The following is a 19,292-nucleotide window of genomic DNA, read 5'->3' as shown; positions in this document are numbered from 1 at the left end:
AATCAGCATCGAGACTCGAGGTCGCTCCCGGTGCGGCGCGCCGTCGCACCGGGGGGGACGCCGCGCCGGGGGACCGGAGCCTATCGGGGGACCGGAACCTATCGGGGGTCCTCGGCCTCGCGTCCGCTCTCCTCGCGCTCCGACGGGCGCGCCGCCGCACCCCCGAGCGACACCGTCGCGAGGAGACCGAGGGCGAGGAAGCCTGCGGCGGTCCACGCCGCATAGCGCGTGCCGTCCGAGAAGGCCTCGCGCGCGGCATCCGCGGCATCCGCCGTTTCGGGGTTCGCCGCCAGTCCGCTGATCGCCGCGCCCGCGCTGTCGACCACCGACGAGACCACCTGATCGCGCTGCACCGACGGCACTCCCTGGTCGTCGAGGGAAGCGGCGAGGATGCCGGCCGTGCTGGTGAAGAGCACGGTTCCGAGGATCGCCACTCCGAGCGCCGCCCCGAGCTGTCGCGAGGTCGACTGCGTGCCGGAGGCGGCGCCGCTGTCAGCCACCGGCACATCGGCCAGCACGACGCCGGTGAGCTGGGCGGTCGCGAGCCCGACACCGACCCCGTAGACGAACAGGAGAGGGATGAGCGGAACCCACGAGGCATCCGGACCGATCGCGAGGCCGACGCCGGCGACACCGACGATCTCGGCGAGGAGTCCGATGCGAACGATCCATACCGGCGCGATCCGACCGCTCGTCGCCCCCGCGATGCCGCTCGCGAGGAACGAACCGCCGGCGAGCGAGAGCAGCAGAAGACCCGTCTGCAGCGCGTCGAAGCCGAGCACGAACTGCAGCCACAGCGGCAGGGCGAGGATGATCCCGAACTCGCCGAGCGAGACGACCGCGGCGGCGATGTTGCCGTTGCGGAACGAAGTGATCGAGAAGAGCCGCAGGGCGAGGAGGGTCGAGCGACCCGCGCGCTCACGATGAACGCCCCAGGCGATGAAGGCGACGAGCCCGACCAGCGCCAGCGCGAACGCGAACGGGATGGGCGAGATGTCGAAGGGCCAGGTCCAGTCGCCGATCTCGGGCCGCTGCTCGACGCCCCACCAACCGTAGGTGCGCCCCTCGATCAGACCGAAGACGAGGCTGCCCATCGTGACGACCGAGAGCAGGGCCCCCACCCCGTCGATGCGCTCGGTGCGGTCGCTGCGCGTCTCGGCGACGGTGAGTGCGACGCCGATGATGATCAGCACGCCGAGCGGGATGTTGATGCCGAAGGCCCACCGCCACGAGAACGCGGTCGTCAGCCATCCGCCGAGCAGCGGCCCGACGGCGGCCATACCTCCGATGGTCGACCCCCACACCGCGAAGGCGATCCCGCGTTCACGGCCGCGGAAGGTGGCGTTGATGATCGACAGCGTGGTCGGCAGGATCATCGCCCCACCGACCCCCTGGGCGAGTCGGGCGAGGATCAGCGCACCGCCGTCCGAGGCGAGCGACGCCAGCACCGACGACCCCGCGAAGACCACGACGCCGATGAGCAGCATCCGCCGTCGCCCGAACCGGTCGGCGAGACTGCCGAACACCAGCAGCAGGGCGGCGAAGACGAGGGTGTAGGACTCCTGCACCCACTGCACCTCGGTGGAGGTGATGCCGAGGTCGTCGACGATGGCCGGGATCGCGACGTTCACGATCGTCGAGTCGACGATGATCAACGACACCGCGATGCTGATGAAGACCAGGCCGACCCACCGCAGCCTCTCGTGCTTTTCCATGATCTCTAGCTTAGCTAGCATTCTCGATCTGCAACAGTCTCGGTGCGCTCATCGCGCACACGAAAACAGGGGCGGGGCCGTCGAATGGCCCCGCCCCCTCCCACTGTCCCCAGCAGGTCTCACCCAGCGCGCGGCTGGGAATCATGTCAGCCCTTGAACGCGTCCTTGACGTTCTCGCCGGCCTTCTTCACATCGGCCTTGGCCTGGTCGGCCTTGCCCTCGGCCTCGAGCTTCTCGTTGCCGGTCACCTTGCCCGCAGCCTCCTTCGCCTTACCGGCGATGTCCTCTGCGGCGTTCTTGATCTTGTCGTCGAGTCCCATGATGTTTCCCTTCGTGATGGTGGTTCTGGCGGCGGGGTCCTGCCCCCGCCGCCCTCCCGTCGGCCGGTGCGCGACCGACGGCGAGTCTGTGCAGCCCGGTCAGCGGGCGGATGCCGTCACGACAACCGCCTCTGATCGTGGGCGAGACGGGCGCGCAGGCTGGTGTGGATCGACACGTAGGCGGCGGTCTCGCGGCCGGTGAGCGTGGCGAGGTTGGTCAGCAGCCGATCGAGGTGATCGACCAGCTCGCGCGGATCCGTGTTCTGTCGCGGGGTGACGGCCACGTGCAGCACCGGCTCATGGCGCACGTCGTTGGCGGTCACGCTCGCCGAGAGGATCTCGTCGCGGCCCGCGAGCGACTTCTTGACGGCATCCGACACGAACGACTCCGTCACGGTGACGCGTCCGAGCGGGTTCTGCGCGCCGGAGGAGCGCAGCGCCGTCTTCGACCGACGGCCCGAGACGCTCGTGAGGGCGAGGATCAGCAGCGCGATCACGACGACGATCGCGACGACGGCTCCGACACCGATCCACGAGGCGGCCCCGCCGGCGATCGCGGTCGCGGCGCCCGCCTGATCGAGCCAGGTCTCGGCGTTCTTGCCGGCATCCGTCCAGACGTCGGCCGCGGTCGGCCAGCTCAGGAGGGCGATGCCGACGGCACCGAGGGCCAGGAAGATCAGGCCGATGAGGAGCAGCAGGGTGCGGTTCAGCGCACGGTTGGTGGCGTTCACAGGTCGGCGTCCTTCTCGATCGCGCGCTCGATGCGAACGCGGGTGCGGATGCTGCGGGTCAGCCGATACGTCTGCAGCTCGGACTCGGCGAGGGCGAGCACCTCGCTCTGCTCGAGGGGCACCCCGGCGCCGGGGCGCACGGTCACGTCGATGCTGCGGTGGCCGACGCCGACGGTGATGGCGTCGCGCGCGATCCCGGTCTCCTCGGAGAGATGCTGGGCGAGGGCGCTCGCGATCACGCCGTTGTCGACGACGACCGCGCGGTCGCCCGCATCGAGGGTGTGCTTCGACAGTCGCCCCGGGGTGATCGCCAGGATGACGAACACCAGTCCGATGAGCGCGAGCACGATGCTGCCGGCGATGACGAGACCGGCGGGCTGCGTGGGCAGGCCGACCAGCCACCCCGCGGCCGCCGCCGGGCCGACGAGGAGCGCGGGCTGAGCGGCGAGGCTCAACACGATCTCGAGGGCGACGTAGGCGAGGGCGAGGATGAGGAGGACGACCGCGACGAACATCGCGACGGTGCGCGGCGAGTGGGTCTCGCGTCGGACGACGCGGCGGAGTGCGGGAGTGCTCATCGCACTCGTCTCCTTTCGGGGATGATGGCGCCGGTGATGGTGAGGGCGACGCGGGTGACCTCGTGGCCGAAGAGGCCGGTCAGCTCCCGCTGCAGGTGCTCCTGCAGCTCGCGGGCCCGGTCGAGCACCGGGGTGGTCTGGGCGATCGCGGCGGTGTCGTCGAGATCGGGCACGGGAAGCGGTGACGAGATGCGCAGGGCGAACCCTGCACCTCGCGCGACGACGTCGGCCTTCACGTCACTGCGGGAGACGCCGATCACCGATGCGGATGCCTGTTCCGCGACCGTGCGATAGACGCGTTCCTTCACCTCGACGCGGCCCGGGACGGACTCCCCGCCGGTGGCCTGCCCCGCGGGGCGGCCACCGGCGATGACGTTCTGGTCGACGCGCATCAGGAGGTTCGCCGCCCCGTGATGACGTCGGCGAGACCGCGGACGTCGAGCTTGCCGGAAGCGATGCGTCCGACGATCGCTCCGATCCCTGCGAAGACGGCCATGAGGAGGAATCCCCAGAAGCCGAAGAGCAGGGCGGCGAGGGCGAGAAGTGCGCCGATCAGGGCGCCGGTGGTGGTGGGGCTCATGAGACGCGCGACTCCTCGTTCTCGTGGTTGTCGTCACCGGGCACGTGCACGTCGTTGACCTCGACGTTGACCTCGACGACCTCGAGGCCGACGAGACGGGTGATCGCTCCGGCGACCGCGGCGCGGACGTTGTTCGCGACGGTCTGGATCGGTGCGGGGTACTCGACGACGATGGTCAGGTCGGCCGCGGCCTGGGTCTCCCCGACCTCGACCTTCACGCCCTGTGCGAGGTCGGTGGCGTTGATCACGTCGCGGATCGCGCCGAACGCGCGTGCTCCGCCGCCACCCAGTGCGTACACACCGGGAACCTCACGAGCGGCGATACCGGCGACCTTGGCCACCACGCCCTCGGCGATCGTGGTCGTACCGGCGGCGTCGACATCCGCGGGGATGCGAGAGGTCGAGAACCCGGCGGAACGGTCCACGCGGGGAGCGACGGCGGCCGGCGTCGGGGTGCCGGTGGTGTGGGGCAGCTCCTTCTCGGCGGGGCTGGTCGACGTGTTCTTCTGATCCTGCGTTGCCATGACGTGTCCTATCTCTTTCGACGGCCGATCACAACCCCTGGGGGATCCGGATCGGGAGCGATAACGTCGCTCACAAGTAAGAGGCGCGGATCACGCGATCCGTCACAAAAAAGTTTCAGAAAGTTCTGGTGGAGGTCCGATGGCCCGCTCGACGGATCCGCGCAGCGGCGATCTGACGGTCGTCTCGGATCGCGTCCTGGTGCATCGCTCCGTCGACGGCGACGCCTCCGCCTTCCGCGAGATCGTGCGGCGGTATGCGGGCTCGATGCGGGCGTACGTGTCGCGCATCGTCGGCTCTCTGAGCGAGGCCGACGACGTCGTGCAGAACGCCCTCGTCACGGCCTGGCGCCAGCTCGACTCGCTGCGGGATCCGGATGCCGTGAAGTCCTGGCTCATGCGCATCGCCAGCCGCGAGGCCTTCGCCTTCATCCGCAGACGCCCCACGGATGCCACGCTCACCGGCTACGATGCCCCTCATACCGAGAGCACCCAACCCGAGCAGATCGCGATCCGCAACGCCCAGCTCGCGGCCCTGTCGAAAGCTCTCGATACGCTGCCCGAAGATCAACGACGGTGCTGGCTGCTGCGCCAGGTCGCAGAGCTCAGCTACACCGAGATTGCAGAGGAAATGGAAACCTCACCCAGCACGGTCAGAGGACTCCTCTCCCGTGCCCGTTCGAGCATCACGATCCAGATGGGAGGCTGGCGATGACCGCGCACGATCACGATGACGCGCTCGACTGCGGCACGACCATCGATCAGCTCTCGGACTACCTCGACCGCGACCGCACGCCGCGCGACCCGCACATCGAGAGCTGCCCGGACTGCCTCAACGCGCTCGAGGCGCTCGAACGCGTGGGTCGCCTGTCGCGCGACCTCATCGATGCGGATGCCGCCGAGCTGCCCGCGCCTCCGGAGTCCTGGTTCGAGCGCATCTTCACCTCCATCCAGGAGGAGCTGCGCGCCGGCCGCAGCCTGCCCATCAGCCACCCCGATCCGCGTGTGCAGATCACGGTCACCGAGGGGGCAGTGCGCGCGCTCCTGCGTGACAGCGGAGACGCGATCGACGGCGTCTTCATCAGCCGCACCGAGATCGTCGGCGACGCCGAGACGCTCGGCGCTCCCGTCGAGATCAACCTGACGGCATCCGTCCGCTTCGGCACGTCGATCCAGCACCTGACCGACGAGCTCCGCGAGGTCGCGTACGCCGCCCTCGCGAAGCACACCGATCTGAACGTCGTCGCCGTCAACATCTCCGTCGAAGACATCCACACCGACATCAAGGATGTGTCATGAGCACCACCACGCCCGACGAACCCGTCGACCTCGCCCGCCACGTGCGCACCGTTCCCGGCGTCACGAACATCTTCACGGCGCGCCCGTTGCTCGCCCGCCTGCCGGAGGTCGTCGCGGCGGCATCCGCGAAGGACGCCGACGGCCCGGTGGCCGACATCCTGGTCTCGACCGAACCCGATGGCACCTCGGTCGTCTCGACGCGCATCGCCACCTCGACCGACGACAGCAGCGTCGCCACCGCGCGCCGCGTCGCCGACACGCTCCTCGCGCACACCCCCGACACCGCCCGCATCCAGCTGCAGATCGCCCGCATCCGCTGACGGGGTCTCTCGTCGCGGGGCCCTTCGACAACCTCAGGGACCCAGTACCGAGGCCGGTTCGCTGAGCCGAAGCCGGGTCGCTGAGCCGAAGCCGGGTCGCTGAGCCTGTCGAAGCGCCCCGCCCCGCACCCGTTCGGGAGGAGATCTCCGCGTCGGGAGGACGGATGCGGGAGATTCCTCCTCCCATCCGTGAGAACTCCTCCCGAACGGATGCCGAACACCACCCGAAAACTCCATTCACGCGAATCCACCCACTCGGAACGGGCGTAGGCTGGAGAGAAGGACGGACCGTCCGAGAAGATCTCCCGGAAGCAGTGCCCGCCCGGGAAGAAGCCCACCCATGGCTCAGTACGACGTTTCGGACCGCTCGGCGATCGTCACGGGAGCAGGCAGCGGAATCGGCAAGGCCACCGCCCTCCTCCTCGCGAAGAACGGCGCCGCGGTCGTCGTCAACGACCTGAACGCCGAGCACGCGAACGCGGTCGTCGAAGAGATCCGTGCCGCGGGCGGCGTCGCCGAGGCATCCGTCGGCGATGCGACCGACCCGGCCTGGATCGCCTCCTCGGTCGAGCTCGCGAACTCCCTCGCCCCGCTGCGTATCGGCGTGAACAACGCGGGTATCGGCGGAGCATCCGCCCCCACCGCCGAGTACTCCGACGAGGCCTGGGACAAGGTCATCTCGATCAACCTCAACGCCGTCTTCCGCAACATGAAGGCGCAGCTGCCCGCGATCCTCGCCAACGGCGGCGGTTCGGTCGTCAACGTCGCGTCGATCCTCGGCAGCGTCGGCTTCGCCAACTCCCCCGCCTACGTCGCCGCGAAGCACGCGGTCGTCGGCATGACGAAGTCGGCCGCTCTCGAGTACTCGGCGCAGGGCGTGCGCGTGAACTCGGTCGGCCCCGGCTTCATCGACACCCCGCTGCTGGCGACCATGGGCGAAGAGGCGAAGGCGCACCTCGTGAGCAAGCACCCGATCGGCCGCCTCGGCCAGGCCGACGAGGTCGCGAACCTCATCGCCTTCCTCGCCAGCGACGCGGCGAGCTTCGTCACCGGCAGCTACCACCTCGTCGACGGCGGTTACACCGCCCAGTAAGCGGATGCCGCGGGGCGGGCCCTTCGTCTCGCTTCGCTCGCTCAGGAACCGGAAGACACCCGGTTCCTGAGCGAGGAGCGCAGCGACGAGACGAAGGGCCGACATCTTTCGTTCACCTGTTGTTGGACATCGCGTCCACAAACCTCCATAGTGTTCCTGACAGCGTTGTCAGAATGCGGGCAGCGCATCCACCCACCACATGGAGGTAATCGCATGCCCCCCATGCGTTCGGCATCCCCCGGCCGACACATGAGAAGACGCCGCGCGGCCCTCGCCGCCGGAGTCATCACCGCCCTCACAGCGTCGTCCGTCCTCGTGACGCCCGCCGCCTATGCCGAAGAGGTCTCGACGCTCACCCCGTTCGAGGCCGTCGACCCGTTCATCGGCACCCAGATGAACGACGCCAACAACACTCGCGGCAACGACCACTACGGCAACACCTTCCCCGGCGCGACCGTGCCGTTCGGCATGGTGCAGTACAGCCCCACCACGTTCGAGACCGGCAACGGCCAGCAGTTCGGCGGCTACGAGTACGACGCCGACCAGATCCGTGGCTTCGGCATGACCCGCCTCTCGGGCACGGGATGCCGGTCGAACTTCGGTGGCTTCGACTTCCCCGTCATCCCCTTCACGGGAGCCCTGACCGACGGCGCTCTGCCGACCAACCCGGCGAGCGCGATCGGCGAGTACTTCCTCGACTTCTCGCACGACGACGAGACCGCCGAGCCCGGTTACTACTCGGTCGGCCTCGAGAACGTGCAGGCCGAGCTCACCAGCACCACCCGCACCGCGGTCAGCCGCTACTCGTTCGACGAGACGGCCGCGACCTCGACGCTGCTCTTCGAGGCGGGCGGATCGAACAACCAGGTGCACGCCTCCGACATCGCCTTCGACCCCGCGACCGGTGAGCTCACCGGCTCGGTCAAGGCCAACATCGTCTGCAACGGCGGCTCGCAGTACACCGCCTACTTCTCGGCGACCTTCGACCAGCCGGTCGAGTCGTTCGGCACGTGGACAACGGCGGGCGTGCAGGCCGGCGGCACCGAAGCATCCGCCGCCACCAAGCACGGCGCCGGCGCCTACCTGACCTTCGCGGACGGCGCGGACGTCACGGCGAAGATCGGCCTGAGCTACGTCTCGGTCGACGGCGCCCGCGCGAACGCGCAGGCCGAGACCGACGCCCTCGACTTCGACCAGACCCGCGCTCAGGCGCGCGCGACCTGGGAAGAGGGACTCGGATCGATCGATGCGACCGGCGGGACCGACCGCGACCGCATCACCTTCTACACCTCGCTGTACCACTCGCTGCTGCACCCGAACACGTTCCAGGACGTCGACGGTCGCTACACCGGATACGACGGAACGATCCACAGCGTCGAGGAGGGCCGCGACTTCTACGTGAACTTCTCGGGCTGGGACACCTACCGCGGCCAGTCGCAGCTGGTGGCCCTGCTCTACCCGGAGCGCGCGAGCGACATCAACCAGTCGATCGTCGACATGGTCTCGCAGTCGGGCAAGTGGACGAGCTGGCCGACCTACAACCAGATCCAGACGAAGATGAGCGGCGACTCGTTGCAGAACATCGTCGCGGCGACGGATGACTTCGGCTCGACCGACTACGACCGCGCGAAGGCTCTCGAGAGCATGCTCGCGACGCAGACGCTGCCGATGACGAACACCGGACGATCGGATGCCGTGATGTACGGCATCCACGGATGGATCGACGGAGACAAGCAGGGCGCCGCGACCTCGCGCACGATCGAGTACACGACCAACGACTTCGCGATCGCGCAGATGGCGAAGCGCCTCGGCAACGGGGCCGCGTACGAGCAGTTCTCGACCCGCTCGCAGAACTGGAAGAACATCTTCAACACGGCCACCGGGCACATCGACGCCCGCAACCGCAACGGCTTCCTGAACACCTCGCTCACCACGCAGGGCGCGCAGTTCGAGCAGTCGACCGGGTACCAGTACGGCTTCAACGTGTCGCACAACATGGCCGACCTCATCGACCTGCGCGGCGGCAAGGACGAGGCCACCGAGCAGCTCGACCGCATCCTGCGCGATCTCGACGCGGGCGCCTTCAGCGACGCCGCGTACATCGCCAACCAGCCCAGCTTCGGCCTTCCGTGGGTCTACAACTGGCTGCAGGCTCCGCACAAGACGACCGAGACGCTGTACCGCGCGGCCGACGAGCTGTTCACCACGGCTCCCGACGGCCTGGCCGGCAACGACGACCTCGGCTCGTTCAGCGCCTGGTACGTGTGGGCCAACATCGGGCTGATGCCCGCGATCTGGGGCACCGCCGACCTGCTGGTCTCGGCTCCGATGTTCGAGCACATCGAGATCACCTCGATCGGCTCCGACCGCACCATCTCGATCGACGCTCCCGGCGCCGGCGACGACCGTCGCTACACGACGGGCCTGTCGGTGAACGGCCAGGCTCAGACCGCGTCGTGGCTGCCCGCCGACTTCGCCCGCTCGGGCGGAACCCTCGACTTCACGATGGGCGCGACGGCCTCGACGTGGGGCACCGGCGAGGGCGACGTGCCCCCGTCGTTCCGCGACGGCAGCGACAACCGCAACTCGATCGGCATCACCTCCGACGGTGCGGTCAACATGGGAGGACTGGATGCCGGTGGCATCGGCCTCTCGCGTGAAGACCTCGCGGCGGCGGGCGTCACCGGTGGGGCGAAGCTCCCCCTCGGTGACACCGGTGTCGAGTTCACGTGGCCCGACACGGTGGCCGGCGAGGTCGACCACTGGATCCCGAACGGCCAGGTCCTCGACTTCGGCGACGTCGCGGCATCCGGGATCTCCTTCCTCGGTCTCGCGACCAACGGACCCTCGCGCGGCACCGCCCTGGTGACCTACACCGACGGCTCGACGAAGAAGGTCGACGTGCGCCTCACCGACTGGACGAACACAGGCGCCGAGCCCGGGAACATCCGCCTGGTGCCGCTCACGAAGCGCAACACGCTCGCCGGTGGCTCCGACACCGCCAAGCCGACCCTCTTCGCGACGGCGGTCGTTCCGCTCGACACGAAGAAGACGGTCAAGAGCGTCACCCTGCCGAACGACGTGTCGAAGGGCATCATGCACGTCTTCGACGTCGCACTGCGCCCGCTCGATGCGACCGAACCGGGTGAGCCGACGCTGCCGACGCGCCCCGATGCGCAGGAGCCGACCGAGCCGACCGTGCAGGCGCCGATCGACATCGACGGCACCGCGGTCACGAACGCCGACACCGTCTGGCGCTTCCACGACACGGCCGACGACCCCGCCGCTGGCCTGGCGACCCACACCGGCTGGACCGCCGCCGACTACGACGACACGTCGTGGAAGACCGGCACCGGCAGCTTCGGCGCGAAGAACGGCGTGATCGGCGACCTGGGCGGCGGCTACACGCCGAGCACCCTCGTCACCCAGTACAAGACGGGCACCACCAATACGGAGGCGTTCTTCTTCCGCACGACGTTCGAGATCGACGAGGCCGACCTCGCGCAGATCACTCAGCTGAACGGTGAACTGGCCTACGACGACGCGGCACGCGTGTACGTCAACGGGCAGCTCGTCGGCGGCTTCGCGGATGCGCGCATCGGCAACGGCCCGAGCAACATGGTCTACGCCGGTGACAACGGGTCGGCGCCGCTGACGGGTGCATTCACGGTTCCGGCATCCGCTCTGCAGGCGGGCACGAACACGATCGCGGTGCAGGTGCACAACACCAACGCGACGAGCTCCGACGTGTTCATGCAGCTGACCTCGCTCACCATCGCCGCCCAGGGCGCTCCCGCCGCGATCTCCGACGTGCTCCTGCACGTGGGATCCGACGAGACGCAGCGCAACCTGACGTTCTACACCGACCGTCGGATCGCGGCGCAGGTGCAGGTGGCACCGGCATCCGCACGCACCGGCGCCGGGTTCCCGGTCGCCGAGGCGCGCACGCTCGACGCCACCACTGCGCAGGCCCGCGACGGGCGCTACTCGAACCAGGTCGTCATCGACGGACTGGCCGAGGAGACCTCGTACCTGTACCGGGTCGGCAACGACGAGATGGGATGGTCGCGCTCGTACGAGCTGTGGACCGGCACGTTCGACGAGACGTACAGCTTCGTCTACCTGACGGACGCGCAGATCGGTGCGTCGGGCAGCTGGCAGAACGACCGCGACCGCTGGGCCGCATCGCTCGGTCAGATCGACCAGTTCGAGAAGGATGCCTCGATGATCGTGAGCGGTGGTGACCAGATCGAGACGCACCGTTCCGAAGACGAGTACGCCTCGCTGATCGCCCCCGAGCTGCTCAAGCAGGTGCCCTTCCAGGCGACGATCGGAAACCACGACAACCAGTCCGACCAGTTCAACTCGCACTTCTTCACCCCGAACCGCTCCGAGACCCACGGGTACGAGGGCATCGACGGGCGAGCCGGAGGCGACTACTGGTACACCTACAACGGCGTGCTCTACCTCAACATCAACACCAACGCCCGCAGCACCAACGAGGAGGACCACGCGGCCTTCCTGCGCGAGGTCGTCGAGGAGCAGGGCGCCGACGCCAACTGGATCGTCGTCGTCATGCACCATTCGCTGTACTCGGCCGCGTTCCACTCCGTGGAGCAGGACGTGAAGGAGCGCCGTGCGGCCCTCGCACCGGTGTTCAGCGAATTGGGCATCGACCTGGTGCTCGCGGGTCACGACCACATCTACACGCGCAGCTACCTCATGGACGGCACGACGCCGGCCGGAGACCTGGAGGCGCAGGAGAAGTCGGGTGTGACGCTCGCGGCCGAGGAGGGGCAGGTGCTGTACGTGACCGGCAACTCCTCGAGCGGCAGCAAGTTCTACGGTCTCGACGCGTCGTCTCCCGAGGCGGCCATCAAGGACCAGTCGAACCAGCCGCAGTACACCGACGTCGACGTGACGCCCGAGGCGATCACCCTCACGACCTACCAGACGATGGATCGCAAGGTGATCGACGAGGTGACGCTCACCCGCACGGCGAACGACGAGAAGGGTCCGGAGTTCGCGGGCCTTCCCGCCGAGTCCGAGGTGGCGCAGGGACAGCCGTTCGAGCCGCTCGCCGGAGTCTCGGCGACCGACGAGATCGACGGCGACGTCACCTCGGCGATCACGGTCGAGGGCACGGTCGACACCACCACGCCCGGTGTCTACACGCTCACCTACCGGGTGACCGACCTGGCCGGCAACGAGACGGTCGTCGAGCGGACGGTGACCGTGACCGCGGTCGAGCCGACGTTCGGCGGTGTCCCGCCGACCCGCACCGTCGTCGAGGGCGAGGAGTTCGACGAGCTCGCCGGGGTCTCGGCGAAGGACGCGAACGGTGTCGATCTGACCGACCGGATCGAGGTCGAGCTGGTGCAGGCGGCCGGCGCGGCGCGCATGGTCGGGCCATCGGCGGGCGCGTATGCGCTCGTCTACACGGTGACCGACGACTACGGCACGACAGCGGTCGCGCAGAGCGCGGTCACGGTGATGCCGCCTGCCGATCCGACCGACCCCGGCACGGGTGCCCCCGGCACGCCGGGTGACGGCGGGGTCGTCGCCCCCGGAGACGGGACGGATGCCGGTGACGGCACGCTGCCCGCGACGGGCGGCGAAGCTTCGCTGCTGTGGATGCTCGGCGTCCTGGCCCTGCTCGCCGGCGCGGGTCTGATGATCCGCCGCCGCAACGCGCAGGTCTGAGTGAACGAAGAGGGGGCCGCGGATTCACCCGCGGCCCCCTCTTCCGTGTCCGGACCCTTCGTCTCGCCCAGCCGTCAGCGGGCCAGCGATCCCACTCCGGTGGCCGCGATCACGGCGACCTTCGCCGCTTCGAGCTGGTCGAACCACCCGATGTGCTCGGAGGTCGGCCCGAAAGCGTGATAACCGGGTTCGGGGTCGGCGGCCTTCACCGAGCCGAGGAACACCCCGCGCTCGTTGCCGACGTGGAATCCCCGCTCGACCTCGACCCAGAGGCCTCGAGCAGGCAGAGCAACAGTGAACCGGCGACGTGGTTTCGCGAGTGACGCGCGCGACGCCTTGCGATCTCGATGGGGCATGTCAGGCGCTCACAGTCTGGAGTTCGCGGGCCTGCTCGAGCGACGAGGCGTACTCCTCACGCGAAAGGTCGAGACCGTTCGCGGAGTTCGCGGCCTCCATCATCTTCGCGAGCAGCGGACGATGCAGCTGCGGGTCTCCGTCGAACGAGAACCGGAGGGGGATGGAGGCGTGGATCCAGAGTGTCTGAACCGTGCCGTCGAAGGTCGGAACGGTGAGGGCGAACGACTCGTTGCGCCGGAGCTTCGTGACGGTGACGGCGCGGAGGTGAACGAGCAGGGCGTCATCCACGTCGATCGGGGCGTTGGTGTTTCCGTACGTCAGGTGTCCCATGCTGCTCTCCTCGTAGTCGAGACTGCGTGAGATTTACATTACTAGGTTACCTAGTTACTTTCAAAGCGTAACGAGACATCGACCGATATAACGGTCGACGTGAACCTACGGAAGGTCGTCGATCTCCTCGGTGAGCCGACGGAGGAAACGGGTGATCACGGCGGTCTGCTCGGGGGTGAACTCCTCGCCGATCGTCTCGACGCGGCGCGTGAGGTCGTCGACGGGCGAGTTGATGTCGCGCAGCGAGGGGCGCAGCACCTTCGACCGGGCATCGGCCGGGTGCGGGGCGACCACGATCTGACCGCGCTCCTGCAGGCGGCGGATCACGCTCGTGATGGCCGCGGTGCTCACGCTCAGGTGCGCCGCGAGATCACCGGGCGTCGCCGGCGCGTCGGCCGGGGCATCCGCGATGAAGCGCATGGCGACCCGGTCGGTGTCGTTCGGAGCGCGCACCGCAGCGAGTCGCCGCGCGAACTGCGCGTCGACGCGACGGAGCTCGTCGACGCAGTGCACGAGATCGGATGTGATCGTCGTCGTTTCATTCACCAAGTGTCACCCCCTGACCCCTCCATGCTACAAGACGCTCACGTAACAAGGTGGCCTAGCGGTTTTCAATGGCGATCAGGGCGTCTTTCTGGTGAGAAGATGGAATACCGCCTGCCGGAAAGGATGCCATGGCTGAGCGATTCACTCTCGACGAAGCGGGATACATCCTGTATTCCGACATGGTCGAGCGCCTGCGCGAGCGCTTTCCCGCCGTGCCGGTGTGGCGGCTGGAGCAGGTCGCGGCCGCCGAGCACGACGCGATCACCGGTGGCGTGCTGCAGATCGTTCCCGCCGAAGTCGAGGACGGCACGATCGAGATGCTCGAGCGCGAGTCGCAGAGCGTGAGCGCCGAGAACGAAGGGGTGGCGTGATGGAGAGTTCCGAGGAATTCACGCGCTCGGGCTACTGGTACCCGGATGCCGAGTCCGCCAGCACGGTCGATGTACTCAACCTGCTGCGCCGCTACCGCTCGGCCGAGACCGCTATGCGTGCCCGCACGCGCTCGTCCATGCGCATGAACGAGACCGATCTCGTCGCGCTGCGCTTCCTGCTGCGCGAGCAGCGCGCCGGACGCATCGTGCGCTCGATCGACATCGCCCGCATGCTCGACATCTCGACGGCATCCACCACGACCCTCATCGACCGCCTCGAGAAGGGCGGGCACGTCCGCCGCGAGGCGCACCCGACCGACCGGCGTGCGGGCATCGTCGTCCCCACCGTCAGCAGTGACGAGGAGGTGCGCCACACCCTCGGTGCGATGCACCGGCGGATGCTGTCGCTCGTCGACGAGATGTCCGACAAGGAGCGCGCGGTGGTCACCCGCTTCCTCGCCGGGATGACCTCGGCGATCGAAGAGGCATCCGATCTCGATCAGGAACTGCGCGACGTGATCCGCGACCACGAGGAAGCGCAGGGCGAGGGAGGGGCGGGCGACTAGCCCGCCCGCCTCAGACCTTCTCGGGCTCGGCTTGCTCGGCGCCGTCGGCGTCACCCGCGGCATCCGCCGCCTGCTCGACGCGCTCGGGGAACAGCTCGTCGAGGTCGAGGTCGGGGTTGTCGTCCTGCCCCTCGACGAGCTCGATGGCCTCCTGCTCGGTCTGCACGCTCGGCATCGCGCCGGGCAGCGGTCGGCGCGCCGACTCCTTGAGCACGACCACCGCGATGAACCCGGCGATCGACGTGCCGATCACGTAGAACGCGGGCGCGAGCGACGAACCCGTCATCTGCACGAGCGCCTCCATCACGACCGGCGCGGTACCGGCGAACAGCGCCACCGCCAGGTTGTACGAGATGCCCATGCCGCCGTAGCGCGACGACGTGGGAAAGAGCGCCGGCAGCGACGAAGCGAGATTGGCGACGTAGAAGGTCACCGGGAACGCGAGCAGCACGAGGCCCAGCACGGTCGACCAGATCTCGCCGTGCATCATGAACAGGAATGCGGGCACCGCGAGCACGATCGCCGAGGTCGAGCCGATGAACAGCACCTTCTTGCGGCCGATGCGGTCGGAGAGCCGACCGGTGAGCGGGATGCAGAGGGCCATCGCCACCAGCACCGGAAGCGTCAGCAGCGTGCCGTGCACCTCGTCGTAGCCGAGGGTTCCGGTGAGGTACGTGGGCATGTACGAGGTGAGCGCGTAGCCGACGGTGTTCGCCGCGGCGACGAGAACGAAGGCCGTGAGCAGCTCGCGCCAGTACGCGCGGATGAGGGCGATGACGCCCTTGGGCGCATCGGCCGCGGCCTGCGCTTCGTCGGCGGCGTGGGCCGCGGCATCCTGCGCTTCCTGGAAAGCGGGGGTGTCTTCGATCTTGAGTCGGAAGTAGATGGCGATGAGTCCGAGCGGCAGCGCGACCAGGAACGGGATGCGCCAGGCGAAGCCCTGCATGACGTCGGCCGACAGCGTGAGCTGGAGGATCGAGACGAACGCCGCGCCGATCGCGAACCCCATGTAGGAGCCGAGGTCGAGCAGCGAGGCGTAGAACCCGCGGCGCTTGTCGGGCGCGTACTCGGTGATGAAGGTCGTCGCGCCGGCGTACTCGCCGCCGGTCGAGAAGCCCTGCGCCAGTTTGAGCACGATCAGCAGGATCGGCGCCCAGACCCCGATGATCGAGAAGTCGGGCAGCACACCGATGAGGAACGTCGCGGCCGCCATCATGATCAGCGTGAAGGCGAGCACGCGCTGGCGCCCCATCCGGTCGCCGAGCTGGCCGAGCACGATGCCGCCGAGCGGGCGCGCGACGAAGGTCACGGCGAACACGCCGAGCGAGAACAGCGACTGCGCCCCGGCCGAGGCATCCGGCAGGAACGCCCGTCCGATGATGACCGCCAGGTAGCCGTAGACACCGATGTCGTACCACTCCATCAGGTTGCCGACTACGGTTCCGGCGACCGCCCGTCGGAGCATGGGGCGGTCGACCACCGTCACGTCGTCGACCGTGAGCCGACGCGGTTCGGTGGGCGCCGGTCGGAAGCGGCGGAGCAGCCGCTGCCAGAGGGATTCGCTCTTCACGGGATCGGACATGTCGTTCTCACTTTCTTCCCGTCGCGAGGCGAATGCCCCGGGACAGAGTTCGGGGAGACGGTACACCCACCGTCTCCCCGAAGTTCCTGCGGCTCGCTCAGTTGTTGAAGGCGTCCTTGACGTTCTCGCCGGCCTTCTTCACGTCGGCCTTGGCCTGATCTGCCTTGCCCTCGGCCTCGAGCTTCTCGTTGCCGGTCACCTTGCCCGCAGCCTCCTTCGCCTTACCGGCGATGTCCTCTGCGGCGTTCTTGATCTTGTCGTCGAGTCCCATGGGGGGCTCCTTTCTTCTCGGTGGTTCGCGATGGTCTGGTGGGGCATCCGGGGATGCCGGGTCATCCGGAGAGCAGCAGTCCGGCCATGAGCGGAGCGGACGCCGCGGCGACGAGCGAGACGCCGCCGACGATCCCGGCGGCGCGCCAGAAGGATCGGCGCTCGACGGGAGCGGTGATGCCGGACATGCGGCCGACGGCCTGCCGGGCCGACAGCGGGGCGAGGTCGACGCCGTCTGCGGGGATCATCCCGGGCGTCCGGCGGAGGGCGCGTCGGGTGCCGATCGTACGGGTCTTCTCCACTGCCGGGGACATCGAATCACCTTCCTCGGAGGAAAGATTACTAGGTTGACTAGTGAAACGCCAGCCTAGTGAAATCTCCGCTGATCCGACCTACGCTCGGGACATGACCGAGCTCACCCAACCCACCGGACGCGAAGACGACCTGCGCGCGATCCCCCGAGACGACGGCAGCGCCCCCGTCGCCCTGGTGCTCGGGGCGACCGGGTACATCGGCGGACGCCTCACCCCGCGCCTGCTCAACGCCGGGTACCGGGTGCGGGTCCTGGCGCGCGACGCGGCGCGTGCGGCATCCTTCCCCTGGGGTCCGGACTGCGAGATCATCGAGGGCTCGGCCGACGATGCGGATGCCGTGGCCGAGGCCATGCGCGACGTCGATGTCGTCTACTACCTGATCCACTCGATGGGCGCCGGCAAGGACTTCGAAGAGGCCGACGAGCGCGCGGCGCAGACGGTGGCGGATGCCGCGGCAACGGCCGGAGCCCGCCGCATCGTGTACCTCGGCGGACTGCATCCCGACGACGTGAAGCTGTCGCCGCACCTGCGTTCGCGCGTGCGGGTGGGCGAGGTGTTCCTCGAATCGGGGGTGCCGACGCTCGTGCTGCAGGCCGGGGTCGTGATCGGGTCGGGCTCGGCGTCGTTCGAGATGATCCGTCACCTCACCGAGGTGCTGCCGTACATGCCCGCCCCGAAGTGGGTGCGCAATCACATCCAGCCGATCGCGATCCGCGATGTGCTGCACTATCTGCTCGGCGCCGCCCGGGTCGACGAGAGCGTGAACCGGGCGGTCGACATCGGCGGACCCGACGTGCTGCGCTACGGGCAGATGATGAACGGCTACGCGGTCGAGGCCGGACTCCCCCAGCGCGCGATCGCGGCCCTCCCCGTGCTCACCCCGGGCCTCGCCTCGCACTGGGTGAACCTCGTGACGCCGGTGCCGCGCTCGATCGCGCGCCCGCTCGTCGCCTCGCTGCAGAACGAATGCGTCGTGAAGAACCGCGATGTCGACGACCTCATTCCGCGTCCGACGGGTGATCTCATGCCCTACCGCCAGGCCGTCGCGCTCGCGATCGGCCGATCGAACAACGACACGATCGAGACCAGCTGGCAGGATGCCGAGGTCTCGGGCGCACCGAGCGACCCGCTGCCGAGCGACCCCGACTGGGCCGGGCGCACGGTGTTCACGGATGCACGGTCGCTCGAGACGACGGCATCCGTCGATCAGCTGTGGCGCGTGATCCTGGGCATCGGCGGATCGAACGGCTGGTACTCGTCGCCGTTCCTGTGGGCGGTGCGCGGTCTCATGGACCGCCTCGTCGGCGGGGTCGGCCTGCGCCGCGGGCGCCGCAGCCGCACCGACGCCCGGGTCGGTGACGCGATCGATTTCTGGCGCGTCGAAGCGGTCGAGTCGCCGGGCACGACGACGGATGCCTCACCCGCCAGCGGAGGGCTGCTGCGGCTGCGCGCCGAGATGAAGGTGCCGGGCTCGGCCTGGCTCGAACTGCGCGCACTGCCGGAGGGGACGGGTGCCCGCTACGAGCAGCGGGCGGTGTTCTTCCCACGCGGGCTGAGCGGACGCCTGTACTGGCTCGCGGTGCTGCCGTTCCACGGCGCGATCTTCGCCGGCATGGCCGCCCGCATCACCGCCACGGCGGAGGGCGCGGAGTAACTCGCGGCGGGACCCTTCGACAGGCTCAGGGACCCAGATCCGACCGTGCCCCTGGGTTGCCGAGCCGAGAAACCGGGTTGCTGAGCCAAGAAGCTGGGTTGCTGAGCCTGTCGAAGCACCCACCACGCGGAGCGCGCCTGGATAGGCTCGGGGCATGACCGACGCCGAACCGAACCCGCACCGCCACCTCATCGCGCTGGCCGCGGGGGTCGTGGCGCTGATCGTGTTCCTCACGTTCGCGAGCGGGGTCGTCGGGTATCTCGTGTCGATCGTCGTCGCGGGCGCGGCGGTGTTCGTCGGGCACCGCGCCGTCGGCCATCGAGGGCGAATGCTCCTCGCCGCCATCCTCGGGCTCGTGCTCAGCTACTTCGTGCTGATCACCTCGGTCGGCCTGCTCGTCGTGCGCCTGACCCGCCTGGGTGGCTGAGCCACCCCGCGCACA

Annotated in this window: 22 protein-coding genes; 9 read left to right on the top strand and 13 right to left on the bottom strand. The window is 68.8% G+C overall.

Features of this window, described 5'->3' with window-relative positions; genetic code table 11:
- Positions 1–98: 98 nt before the first annotated feature.
- The 7 genes from ACTJKK_RS11475 to ACTJKK_RS11445 form a co-directional block, all read right to left on the bottom strand.
- The gene (locus ACTJKK_RS11475) at positions 99–1,715 is read right to left on the bottom strand and encodes a DHA2 family efflux MFS transporter permease subunit (RefSeq protein WP_440748082.1); all 1,617 of its coding nucleotides are present in this window, start codon (positions 1,713–1,715) and stop codon (positions 99–101) included.
- Positions 1,716–1,861: 146 nt separating this feature from the next.
- Complete coding sequence (locus ACTJKK_RS11470) at positions 1,862–2,035, bottom strand: CsbD family protein (protein WP_247623784.1); 174 nt, start codon at positions 2,033–2,035, stop codon at positions 1,862–1,864.
- A 116-nt stretch (positions 2,036–2,151) separates the two neighbouring features.
- The gene (locus ACTJKK_RS11465) at positions 2,152–2,766 is read right to left on the bottom strand and encodes a hypothetical protein (protein ID WP_247623785.1); all 615 of its coding nucleotides are present in this window, start codon (positions 2,764–2,766) and stop codon (positions 2,152–2,154) included.
- Entirely contained in the window at positions 2,763–3,344 is a 582-nt protein-coding gene (locus ACTJKK_RS11460) for a DUF6286 domain-containing protein (protein ID WP_440748081.1), read from the bottom strand. Before ACTJKK_RS11460 ends, ACTJKK_RS11465 begins: the two co-directional genes overlap by 4 nt.
- On the bottom strand, positions 3,341–3,736 hold the full coding sequence (locus ACTJKK_RS11455; RefSeq protein WP_247623787.1) for a hypothetical protein: 396 nt from the start codon (positions 3,734–3,736) through the stop codon (positions 3,341–3,343). The genes ACTJKK_RS11460 and ACTJKK_RS11455 overlap by 4 nt, the downstream gene beginning before the upstream one ends.
- Entirely contained in the window at positions 3,736–3,924 is a 189-nt protein-coding gene (locus ACTJKK_RS11450) for a DUF2273 domain-containing protein (RefSeq protein WP_247633199.1), read from the bottom strand. The genes ACTJKK_RS11455 and ACTJKK_RS11450 overlap by 1 nt, the downstream gene beginning before the upstream one ends.
- Positions 3,921–4,448: an Asp23/Gls24 family envelope stress response protein gene (locus ACTJKK_RS11445; RefSeq protein WP_440748080.1), complete on the bottom strand. Its 528-nt coding sequence runs from the start codon at positions 4,446–4,448 to the stop codon at positions 3,921–3,923. The genes ACTJKK_RS11450 and ACTJKK_RS11445 overlap by 4 nt, the downstream gene beginning before the upstream one ends.
- Positions 4,449–4,587: 139 nt before the next feature.
- On the opposite strand from ACTJKK_RS11445, the gene ACTJKK_RS11440 reads away from it, so the two are divergent.
- The 5 genes from ACTJKK_RS11440 (at position 4,588) to ACTJKK_RS11420 (ending at position 12,860) form a co-directional block, all read left to right on the top strand.
- Positions 4,588–5,160, top strand: coding sequence for an RNA polymerase sigma factor (locus ACTJKK_RS11440; RefSeq protein WP_440748079.1), 573 nt, complete (start codon positions 4,588–4,590; stop codon positions 5,158–5,160).
- Entirely contained in the window at positions 5,157–5,744 is a 588-nt protein-coding gene (locus ACTJKK_RS11435) for an Asp23/Gls24 family envelope stress response protein (protein WP_247623791.1), read from the top strand. Before ACTJKK_RS11440 ends, ACTJKK_RS11435 begins: the two co-directional genes overlap by 4 nt.
- On the top strand, positions 5,741–6,064 hold the full coding sequence (locus ACTJKK_RS11430) for a hypothetical protein (protein WP_440748078.1): 324 nt from the start codon (positions 5,741–5,743) through the stop codon (positions 6,062–6,064). The genes ACTJKK_RS11435 and ACTJKK_RS11430 overlap by 4 nt, the downstream gene beginning before the upstream one ends.
- Positions 6,065–6,404: 340 nt before the next feature.
- Positions 6,405–7,157: an SDR family NAD(P)-dependent oxidoreductase gene (locus ACTJKK_RS11425; RefSeq protein ID WP_440748077.1), complete on the top strand. Its 753-nt coding sequence runs from the start codon at positions 6,405–6,407 to the stop codon at positions 7,155–7,157.
- A 222-nt stretch (positions 7,158–7,379) separates the two neighbouring features.
- A complete protein-coding gene (locus tag ACTJKK_RS11420; RefSeq protein WP_440748076.1) occupies positions 7,380–12,860 on the top strand; it encodes a GH92 family glycosyl hydrolase in 5,481 nt (1,826 codons plus the stop codon).
- A gap of 74 nt (positions 12,861–12,934) precedes the next feature.
- On the opposite strand, the gene ACTJKK_RS11415 is transcribed toward ACTJKK_RS11420, so the two are convergent.
- From ACTJKK_RS11415 to ACTJKK_RS11405, 3 genes are all read right to left on the bottom strand, one after another.
- Positions 12,935–13,216: a hypothetical protein gene (locus ACTJKK_RS11415; RefSeq protein ID WP_440748075.1), complete on the bottom strand. Its 282-nt coding sequence runs from the start codon at positions 13,214–13,216 to the stop codon at positions 12,935–12,937.
- 1 nt (position 13,217) lies between these two features.
- A complete protein-coding gene (locus ACTJKK_RS11410; RefSeq protein ID WP_247623797.1) occupies positions 13,218–13,547 on the bottom strand; it encodes a DUF7882 family protein in 330 nt (109 codons plus the stop codon).
- Between the two features lie 105 nt (positions 13,548–13,652).
- Positions 13,653–14,093: a MarR family winged helix-turn-helix transcriptional regulator gene (locus ACTJKK_RS11405; RefSeq protein WP_247634008.1), complete on the bottom strand. Its 441-nt coding sequence runs from the start codon at positions 14,091–14,093 to the stop codon at positions 13,653–13,655.
- Between the two features lie 128 nt (positions 14,094–14,221).
- On the opposite strand from ACTJKK_RS11405, the gene ACTJKK_RS11400 reads away from it, so the two are divergent.
- Both ACTJKK_RS11400 and ACTJKK_RS11395 read left to right on the top strand, forming a co-directional pair.
- On the top strand, positions 14,222–14,464 hold the full coding sequence (locus tag ACTJKK_RS11400; RefSeq protein ID WP_247633205.1) for a hypothetical protein: 243 nt from the start codon (positions 14,222–14,224) through the stop codon (positions 14,462–14,464).
- The gene (locus tag ACTJKK_RS11395) at positions 14,464–15,030 is read left to right on the top strand and encodes a MarR family winged helix-turn-helix transcriptional regulator (protein WP_247633206.1); all 567 of its coding nucleotides are present in this window, start codon (positions 14,464–14,466) and stop codon (positions 15,028–15,030) included. The genes ACTJKK_RS11400 and ACTJKK_RS11395 overlap by 1 nt, the downstream gene beginning before the upstream one ends.
- Before the next feature lie 10 nt (positions 15,031–15,040).
- On the opposite strand, the gene ACTJKK_RS11390 is transcribed toward ACTJKK_RS11395, so the two are convergent.
- The 3 genes from ACTJKK_RS11390 to ACTJKK_RS11380 form a co-directional block, all read right to left on the bottom strand.
- Complete coding sequence (locus tag ACTJKK_RS11390) at positions 15,041–16,612, bottom strand: MFS transporter (protein WP_440748074.1); 1,572 nt, start codon at positions 16,610–16,612, stop codon at positions 15,041–15,043.
- Between the two features lie 97 nt (positions 16,613–16,709).
- Positions 16,710–16,883 carry a CsbD family protein gene (locus ACTJKK_RS11385; RefSeq protein ID WP_247623802.1) on the bottom strand — a complete coding sequence of 58 codons (174 nt, stop codon included), beginning with the start codon at positions 16,881–16,883 and terminating at the stop codon, positions 16,710–16,712.
- Positions 16,884–16,944: 61 nt separating this feature from the next.
- Positions 16,945–17,196 carry a hypothetical protein gene (locus tag ACTJKK_RS11380; protein ID WP_440748073.1) on the bottom strand — a complete coding sequence of 84 codons (252 nt, stop codon included), beginning with the start codon at positions 17,194–17,196 and terminating at the stop codon, positions 16,945–16,947.
- Positions 17,197–17,287: 91 nt separating this feature from the next.
- Between ACTJKK_RS11380 and ACTJKK_RS11375 the strand changes: the two genes are divergently transcribed.
- Both ACTJKK_RS11375 and ACTJKK_RS11370 read left to right on the top strand, forming a co-directional pair.
- A complete protein-coding gene (locus ACTJKK_RS11375) occupies positions 17,288–18,850 on the top strand; it encodes an SDR family oxidoreductase (RefSeq protein WP_440748072.1) in 1,563 nt (520 codons plus the stop codon).
- Between the two features lie 154 nt (positions 18,851–19,004).
- Positions 19,005–19,277, top strand: coding sequence for a hypothetical protein (locus tag ACTJKK_RS11370; protein WP_440748071.1), 273 nt, complete (start codon positions 19,005–19,007; stop codon positions 19,275–19,277).
- Positions 19,278–19,292 lie beyond the last annotated feature (15 nt).

It is taken from the genome of Microbacterium sp. 22179, assembly GCF_052045715.1.
GTDB classification, from domain to species: domain Bacteria; phylum Actinomycetota; class Actinomycetes; order Actinomycetales; family Microbacteriaceae; genus Microbacterium; species Microbacterium galbinum.
Note: the sequence above shows the minus strand (reverse complement) of the source record. Positions and strands in the feature narration are given on the sequence as shown.